The organism is Stenotrophomonas sp. S39 (assembly GCF_016624665.1).
GTDB lineage: Bacteria > Pseudomonadota > Gammaproteobacteria > Xanthomonadales > Xanthomonadaceae > Stenotrophomonas.
The window spans coordinates 1-8665 of sequence record NZ_JACVTT010000133.1; the positions used below are offsets into that span (position 1 = coordinate 1).

Sequence of the window (8665 nt, forward strand, 5' to 3'; positions counted from 1 at the left end):
GGTCGCAATGGACGCCGGCCTGCGCTTCGCAATCCGCGAAGGTGGCCGTACTGTCGGCGCCGGTGTGGTCTCCACCATCATCGAGTAAGCCTGCAAAGCCGGCGGTTGCATAGCGCTGCCGGTCGCGCGAGTGGCGGGCCGGGAACCTCGGTCCGCCTTCGCCGTCTAAGGGAAGGCAAGTTTCAATCTGTACGCCAGTAGCTCAATTGGCAGAGCAGCGGTCTCCAAAACCGCAGGTTGGGGGTTCGAGTCCCTCCTGGCGTGCCATCTGCCCACCTTATCCAGCGGTTCGGCCGCTAAAGCAGACATAGCCTGATGAATAGCAAGATCGAACACTCCAAGGACACCTCCACCCAGGGTGGGGATATCGTCAAGTACGCCCTCGCCACCCTGCTGGTGCTGGCTGGTCTGTTCGTCTGGTTCTGGTTCTCCGCTGACTCCGGTCGCGCTGCCCAGCTGGGCGCGTGGACGGGTCAGCTGCGTGCGTTGGCCGTTGTCGTGGGTCTGGCCGGTGGTATCGGCGTGTTCCTGCTGACCGGCAAGGGTCGTGATACCCGCGAATTCCTCTCCGAGTCGCGCTTCGAGCTGCGCAAGGTGGTCTGGCCGACGCGCCAGGAAGCCACCCGCATGACCTGGGTCGTGATGGTTGTGGTGATCATCCTCAGCCTGCTGCTGGGTGGATTCGATTACGTCATTCAGCGGCTGGTCCAGCTGTTCCTGACCCGCTAAGGAGATTTGCATGAAGCGTTGGTACGTCGTTCACGCCTATTCGGGCTTCGAGAAGTCGGTTGCGCAGGCCCTGCGTGATCGCATCGCCCGTGACGGCATGGAAGAGCGCTTCGGCGATGTCCTGGTCCCGACCGAAGAAGTGGTCGAGATGCGCGCTGGCCAGAAGCGTCGTTCCGAGCGCAAGTTCTTCCCGGGTTACGTGCTGGTCCAGATCGAGACCCACGAAGAAGCCGGCATCCCGCGCATCGACAACGAAAGCTGGCACCTGGTCAAGGAAACCCCGCGCGTCATGGGCTTCATCGGCGGCACCGCCGATCGTCCGCTGCCGATCGCCGATTCCGAGGCCGAAGCCATCCTGAACCGCGTTCAGGAAGGTGTCGAGAAGCCGCGTCCGAAGGTGCTGTTCGAGCCGGGCCAGATGGTCCGCGTCACCGACGGCCCGTTCAACGATTTCAATGGCGTCGTTGAAGAAGTCAACTACGAGAAGAGCCGTCTGCGCGTCTCGGTGCTGATCTTCGGTCGTGCCACCCCGGTCGAGCTCGAGTTCGGCCAGGTCGAAAAGGCCGTCTGACCTGTCGGTAGAGTCGAGCTTGCTCGACTTTGCAGATCAGTCGAGCAAGCTCGACTCTACGGAACCAGGAACCGGGCTCAGCCCGGTTTCATTCGTTTACGTGCCGCTTCAGGCATGTGAAGAAAAAACCTGTTATAGTGCGCGGCTCCCCGCTGGGAAGCCAGCAGGACGAGGCCGCCGCAAGGTGGCCTTCAGCATGATTTCAAAACGCGATGCCGGGACGCGTGATTCCCGGTCCGATGGGGAGCCTGTTGTCGCAAGGCGCTAGCACCCGGAGAGCATACTCATGGCAAAGAAAGTTGTCGGTTACATCAAGTTGCAGGTGAAGGCCGGTCAGGCCAACCCCTCGCCGCCGGTCGGTCCTGCGCTGGGTCAGCGCGGCCTGAACATCATGGAATTCTGCAAGGCGTTCAACGCTGCCACGCAGAAGCTCGAGCCGGGTCTGCCGGTTCCGGTGATCATCACGGCCTACTCGGACCGTACGTTCACCTTCATCACCAAGAGCACCCCGGCCACCACCCTGCTGAAGAAGGCTGCTGGCATCTCGTCGGGCTCCAAGCGCCCGAACACCGAGAAGGTCGGCAAGGTCACCCGTAAGCAGCTGGAAGAGATCGCCAAGGCGAAGGAACCGGATCTGACTGCCGCCGATCTGGACGCCGCCGTGCGTACCATCGCTGGCTCTGCCCGTTCCATGGGCCTCGTGGTGGAGGGTTAATCAGATGGCACAGAACAAGCGCGAAAAGGCCATCAAGGCCGCCGTTGTCCCGGGCAAGTCGTACGCCTTCGAAGACGCGATCAACATCCTGAAGACCGCCACCAAGGCCAAGTTCGTCGAGTCGATCGACGTTGCTGTGCGCCTGGGCGTTGATGCGAAGAAGTCCGACCAGCAGGTCCGTGGCTCCACCGTGCTGCCGGCGGGTACCGGCAAGTCGGTCCGCGTCGCTGTCTTCGCTCCGGCCGGTGCCAAGGCTGACGAAGCCCTGGCCGCTGGCGCCGAAGCCGTCGGTATGGACGACCTGGCCGAGAAGATGCAGGCCGGCGATCTGAACTACGACGTCGTCATCGCGACCCCGGACGCCATGCGCGTCGTCGGTAAGCTGGGCACCGTGCTGGGCCCGCGCGGCCTGATGCCGAACCCGAAGGTCGGCACCGTTTCCCCGAACCCGGGTGAAGCCGTGAAGAACGCCAAGTCGGGCCAGGTCCGTTACCGCACCGACAAGGCCGGTATCATCCACTGCACCATCGGCAAGGCCGACTTCGCCGAAGACGCGCTGAAGTCGAACCTGACCGCGCTGCTGGTGGACCTGATCAAGGCCAAGCCGGCCACCTCGAAGGGCACCTACCTGCAGAAGGTTTCGGTCAGCTCGACGATGGGCCCGGGCGTCACCGTCGACCAGTCGTCGCTGACCCTGAAGTAATTGTTTCAAGCGGTCACGGTACCCTCGGGCACCGTGACCGTGACATTTGAAGGCATCGCCAGCCGTACATCGCTGGTGGTAGCCGTCAAAGACCGCAGGCGCGGTCGTGGCAATACCGGCGACGGGCACGGAAGCTCGATATGGCAGGGAGTCGCCGCCGGAGCAGCAATGACCGCTTAATCGATTCTTCGGAATCAACCTGCGTAGATGGTGCCCTTCTGGAGTTTTTCTGGTTCACGCACGTCTGGGATCTTCCCCGATTGCACTCCAGGTCTGGAACGGCCCACCCCCGGAACATCATTCCGATGTTCCCGGCGTCCAGGACGGATGCCGCACAGGACCGCACACGGCAGGAGCCGTAAGCGGAGTTCAATTGGAGGAGTGCAATGGCTCTCAATCTGTCCCAGAAGCAAGAAGTAGTCGCCGAGCTGGCAGACGTCGCCGCCAAGGCCCACTCCTTGATCGCAGCCGAATACGCTGGCACCACGGTCGCCCAGATGACCGCGATGCGCAAGCAGGCTCGTGAAACCGGTGTTTTCTTGAAGGTTGTCAAGAACACCCTGGCTTCGCGTGCCGTTGAAGGCACCGAGTTCGCAGTCGCACAGGACCAGATGGTTGGTCCGCTGCTGTACGCGTTCTCGCTCGAGGAGCCCGGCGCAGCCGGTCGCCTGATCAAGGAAGCCGCCAAGGGCAACGACAAGCTGAAGGCTAAGGTCGTCGCCATCGGTGGTGAAGTGTTCCCGGCGAGCCACGTCGAGGTTCTGGCATCGCTGCCGACCCGTGACCAGGCCCTGGCAATGCTGGCACGCGTCCTGGCCGAGCCGGTCACGATGTTCGCCCGCGCCATCAAGGCTATCGGTGACAAGCAGAACGGTGGCGAAGCCGCTGAAGCTGCTGAACCGGCCGCCGAGACCGCCTGAGTTTCGACTATTTAGTGGTTCCTTGCGGAACCTCATCCCAGAAAATCATCCAAAGGTAATTATCATGTCCCTTACCAACGAACAGATCGTCGACGCCATCGCCGAGAAGTCCCTGATGGAAGTGATGGAGCTGGTCAAGGCCATCGAAGAGAAGTTCGGCGTCTCCGCCGCTGCTCCGGTCGCCGCTGCTGTGGCTGGCCCGGCTGCCGTCGTTGAAGAGCAGACCGAATTCGTCGTCACCCTGAAGACCGCTGGCGACAAGAAGGTCGAAGTCATCAAGGCCGTCCGCGCCATCACCGGCCTGGGCCTGAAGGAAGCGAAGGACCTGGCCGAAGCCGGCGGCGTCCTGAAGGACAACGCTTCGAAGGACGAAGCCGAGAAGATGAAGAAGGACCTGGAAGCTGCTGGCGCGACTGTCGAAGTCAAGTAAGCACTTCCCTTGCATCGTCATCGATTCACGGCGATGCAGCCAAGGCTGGGGGCGTAAGCCCCCGGCCTTTGGTCGTTGTTGCGGTGTTGTAGAGTCGACTGTTAGTCGACTGCTGTGAAGGAAGTCGACTAACAGTCGACTCTACCGGTTCAAAAGCAGAAAAAGCCCAACACGGGCTGCGGTCACAACCTCGCCAGCCAGCGCTTCGCGCGGCGGCAGGGCAGTAGATGCAGACGAGTTGGCAGTTGGAAGTAGCGGGAGAAGGCGTGCTGGTGCCGGCAATACCAGCGACTTCCAACTGACAATTTCAAGTTCCCTTCGGGTCGTGGGCGCACGGCCCGCACAACAAGGTGGAAGACCTCATGACGTCCTATTCGTTCACCGAAAAAAAGCGTATCCGCAAGGATTTCGGCAAGCAGCGCTCGATCCTCGAAGTGCCGTTCCTGCTGGCCATCCAGGTGGATTCCTACCGTGATTTCCTGCAGGAAAACATCGATCCGGCCAAGCGCGCCGATTACGGCCTGCACGCTGCGCTGAAGTCGGTCTTCCCGATCGCCAGCTACAGCGGCAATGCCGCCCTGGAATACGTCGGCTACAAGCTCGGCGAGCCGGTCTTCGACGAGCGTGAGTGCCGTCAGCGTGGCATGAGCTACGGTGCGCCGCTGCGCGTGACCGTGCGCCTGGTCATCTACGACCGCGAGTCGTCGACCAAGGCCATCAAGTACGTGAAGGAGCAGGAGGTCTATCTGGGCGAAATCCCGCTGATGACCGAGAACGGCACCTTCATCGTCAACGGCACCGAGCGCGTCATCGTCTCGCAGCTGCACCGTTCGCCGGGCGTGTTCTTCGACCACGACCGTGGCAAGACCCACAGCTCGGGCAAGCTGCTGTACAGCGCCCGCATCATTCCTTACCGCGGTTCCTGGCTGGACTTCGAGTTCGACCCGAAGGACGCGCTGTTCACCCGTATCGACCGTCGCCGCAAGCTGCCGGTGTCGATCCTGCTGCGCGCGCTTGGCTACAGCAACGAAGAGATGCTGGCCGAGTTCTTCGAGATCAACACCTTCCACATCAACCCGGATGAAGGCGTCCAGCTGGAGCTGGTGCCGGAGCGCCTGCGTGGCGAAACCCTGGGCTTCGACCTCGCCGACGGCGACAAGGTCATCGTGGAAGCGGGCAAGCGCATCACCGCGCGCCACATCAAGCAGCTGGAAGCCTCGGGCATCGCCGCCCTGGCCGTGCCGGACGACTACATCGTCGGCCGCATCCTGTCGCACGACGTGGTCGATGCCTCGACCGGCGAACTGCTGGCCCAGGCCAACGACGAGATCAGCGACGAGCAGCTGCAGAACTTCCGCAAGGCCGGCGTCGATGCGGTGGGCACCCTGTGGGTGAACGACCTGGATCGTGGCCCGTACCTGTCCAACACCCTGCGCATCGATCCGACCAAGACCCAGCTGGAAGCCCTGGTCGAAATCTACCGCATGATGCGTCCGGGCGAGCCGCCGACCAAGGATGCCGCGCAGAACCTGTTCCACAACCTGTTCTTCACCTTCGAGCGCTACGACCTGTCCGCGGTCGGCCGCATGAAGTTCAACCGTCGCGTGGGCCGCAAGGAAACCACCGGCGAAGCCGTGCTGTACGACAGCAAGTACTTCGGTGAGCGCAACGACGAAGAGTCCAAGCGCCTGGTCGGCGCCCACGGCGACAGCTCCGACATCCTGGACGTGATCAAGGTCCTGACCGAGATCCGCAACGGTCGCGGCGTGGTCGATGACATCGATCACCTGGGCAACCGTCGCGTGCGTTCGGTCGGCGAAATGGCCGAGAACGTGTTCCGCGTCGGCCTGGTCCGCGTCGAGCGCGCGGTCAAGGAGCGCCTGTCGATGGCCGAGTCGGAAGGCCTGACCCCGCAGGAGCTGATCAACGCCAAGCCGGTCGCCGCTGCCATCAAGGAGTTCTTCGGATCCTCGCAGCTGTCGCAGTTCATGGATCAGAACAACCCGCTGTCGGAAGTGACCCACAAGCGTCGCGTCTCGGCCCTCGGCCCGGGCGGCCTGACCCGTGAGCGCGCCGGCTTCGAAGTGCGCGACGTGCACCCGACCCATTACGGCCGCGTCTGCACCATCGAAACGCCGGAAGGGCCGAACATCGGCCTGATCAACTCGCTGGCCGTGTACGCCCGCACCAACAAGTACGGTTTCCTCGAGACCCCGTACCGCAAGGTCGTGGACGGCAAGGTGTACGACGAAGTCGAGTTCCTGTCGGCCATCGAAGAAAACGAGTACGTCATTGCGCAGGCCAACGCCCTGACCAATGCCGACAGCGTGCTGACCGAGCAGTTCGTTCCCTGCCGTTTCCAGGGCGAATCGCTGCTGAAGCCGCCGGCGGAAGTCCACTTCATGGACGTCTCGCCGATGCAGACCGTGTCGATCGCGGCCGCGCTGGTTCCGTTCCTGGAGCACGATGACGCAAACCGCGCACTGATGGGCGCGAACATGCAGCGTCAGGCCGTGCCGACCCTGCGTGCGCAGAAGCCGCTGGTCGGTACCGGCATCGAGCGCGCCGTGGCGCGTGACTCCGGTGTGACCGTCAACGCCCGTCGTGGTGGCGAGATCGTGCAGATCGACGCCGCTCGCATCGTGGTCAAGGTGGTCGAGGAAGAAATCGTCGGTGCCACCGACGCCGGCGTCGACATCTACAACCTGGTCAAGTACACCCGCTCGAACCAGAACACCTGCATCAACCAGCGTCCGCTGGTCCAGGTGGGTGACGTCATCGCCCGCGGCGACGTGCTGGCCGACGGTCCGTCCACCGACATCGGCGAACTGGCCCTGGGCCAGAACATGCTGATCGCGTTCATGCCGTGGAACGGCTACAACTTCGAAGACTCCATCCTGCTCTCCGAGCGCGTGGTGGAAGAGGATCGCTACACCACGATCCACATCGAAGAGCTGACCTGCGTCGCGCGTGACACCAAGCTGGGGCCGGAGGAAATCTCCGCCGACATCCCGAACGTTTCCGAGCAGGCGCTGAACCGCCTGGACGAAAGCGGCGTGGTGTACATCGGTGCGGAAGTCCGTGCCGGCGACATCATGGTCGGCAAGGTCACCCCGAAGGGCGAAAGCCAGCTGACCCCGGAAGAGAAGCTGCTGCGCGCGATCTTCGGCGAGAAGGCTTCGGACGTTAAGGACAGCTCGCTGCGCGTTCCGCCGGGCATGGACGGCACCGTCATCGACGTGCAGGTCTTCACCCGCGACGGCATCGAGAAGGACAAGCGCGCCCGCCAGATCGAAGAGTCTGAAATCAAGCGCGTCAAGAAGGATTTCGACGACCAGTTCCGCATCCTGGAAGCCGCCATCTACATGCGTCTGCGTTCGCAGATCGTGGGCAAGGTGGTCAACGGTGGTGCCGGCCTGAAGAAGGGCGACGTCATCTCCGACGCCTACCTGGACGGCCTGAAGAAGGCTGACTGGTTCGCCCTGCGCATGAAGGACGAGGACGCTTCGGAAGCCATCGAGCGCGCACAGAAGCAGATCCAGGCGCACGAGAAGGAATTCGAGCGTCGCTTCGCCGACAAGCGCGGCAAGATCACCGCCGGCGACGACCTCGCCCCGGGCGTGCTGAAGATGGTCAAGGTCTTCCTGGCCGTGAAGCGCCGCATCCAGCCGGGCGACAAGATGGCAGGCCGCCACGGCAACAAGGGTGTGGTCTCCAACGTGGTGCCGGTCGAGGACATGCCGTACATGGCCTCGGGTGAAACCGTGGACATCGTGCTGAACCCGCTGGGCGTGCCGTCGCGCATGAACATCGGCCAGATCCTGGAAGTGCACCTGGGCTGGGCAGCCAAGGGCCTGGGTCGCAAGATCCAGGCGATGATGGAAGCCCAGGCTGCGGTTGCCGACCTGCGCAAGTTCCTGGACGACATCTACAACCACGACGACACCAACGTGGCCAACCGTGTCGACCTGTCGCAGTTCAGCGACGAGGAACTGCTGCGTCTGGCCCGTAACCTCACCGACGGCGTGCCGATGGCTACCCCGGTGTTCGACGGCGCCACCGAAGCGGAAATCAAGCGCATGCTGGAACTGGCCGACCTGCCGAGCAGTGGCCAGACCCAGCTGTATGACGGCCGCACCGGTGAAGCGTTCGATCGCCACACCACCGTCGGTTACATGCACTACCTGAAGCTGAACCACCTGGTCGACGACAAGATGCACGCCCGTTCGACCGGTCCGTACTCGCTCGTCACCCAGCAGCCGCTGGGCGGCAAGGCGCAGTTCGGTGGCCAGCGCTTCGGTGAAATGGAAGTCTGGGCGCTGGAAGCCTACGGCGCGGCCTACACCCTGCAGGAAATGCTGACGGTGAAGTCCGATGACGTGCAGGGCCGCAACCAGATGTACAAGAACATCGTCGACGGTGAGCACGAGATGGTCGCGGGCATGCCGGAATCCTTCAACGTCCTCGTGAAGGAAATCCGCTCGCTGGCCATCAACATGGAACTGGAAGACAACTGATCCATGCCGGCCCCCCCCCCCCCCCCCCCCACTACCGGTCTGCAGGCAGCTTCGCAATCACCTTGATCTCGAACTGGAAC

At 62.9% G+C, this 8665-nt stretch carries 7 protein-coding genes, 1 tRNA gene and 1 pseudogene; all 9 read left to right on the plus strand.

Annotated elements, in window-relative coordinates; translation table 11 throughout:
- Positions 1 to 88 (plus strand): annotated as a pseudogene (locus IAE41_RS20855) (elongation factor Tu); the annotation flags it as partial.
- Between the two features lie 103 nt (positions 89 to 191).
- Positions 192 to 267, plus strand: a tRNA-Trp gene (locus IAE41_RS20860).
- Positions 268 to 315: 48 nt separating this feature from the next.
- Positions 316 to 729: a preprotein translocase subunit SecE gene (gene secE / locus IAE41_RS20865; RefSeq protein WP_079220746.1), complete on the plus strand. Its 414-nt coding sequence runs from the start codon at positions 316 to 318 to the stop codon at positions 727 to 729.
- Positions 730 to 739: 10 nt separating this feature from the next.
- Complete coding sequence (nusG, locus tag IAE41_RS20870) at positions 740 to 1300, plus strand: transcription termination/antitermination protein NusG (RefSeq protein ID WP_108748649.1); 561 nt, start codon at positions 740 to 742, stop codon at positions 1298 to 1300.
- Positions 1301 to 1586: 286 nt separating this feature from the next.
- Positions 1587 to 2015 (plus strand): 50S ribosomal protein L11, encoded by a 429-nt coding sequence (rplK, locus tag IAE41_RS20875; RefSeq protein ID WP_004145248.1) that lies wholly within the window; start codon positions 1587 to 1589, stop codon positions 2013 to 2015.
- 4 nt (positions 2016 to 2019) lie between these two features.
- On the plus strand, positions 2020 to 2718 hold the full coding sequence (gene rplA / locus IAE41_RS20880) for a 50S ribosomal protein L1 (RefSeq protein WP_200734418.1): 699 nt from the start codon (positions 2020 to 2022) through the stop codon (positions 2716 to 2718).
- A 386-nt stretch (positions 2719 to 3104) separates the two neighbouring features.
- On the plus strand, positions 3105 to 3638 hold the full coding sequence (gene rplJ / locus IAE41_RS20885; RefSeq protein WP_079220748.1) for a 50S ribosomal protein L10: 534 nt from the start codon (positions 3105 to 3107) through the stop codon (positions 3636 to 3638).
- 64 nt (positions 3639 to 3702) lie between these two features.
- Complete coding sequence (rplL, locus tag IAE41_RS20890; protein WP_025879347.1) at positions 3703 to 4068, plus strand: 50S ribosomal protein L7/L12; 366 nt, start codon at positions 3703 to 3705, stop codon at positions 4066 to 4068.
- Between the two features lie 362 nt (positions 4069 to 4430).
- Positions 4431 to 8585 (plus strand): DNA-directed RNA polymerase subunit beta, encoded by a 4155-nt coding sequence (rpoB, locus tag IAE41_RS20895; protein WP_079220749.1) that lies wholly within the window; start codon positions 4431 to 4433, stop codon positions 8583 to 8585.
- Positions 8586 to 8665: the final 80 nt, after the last annotated feature.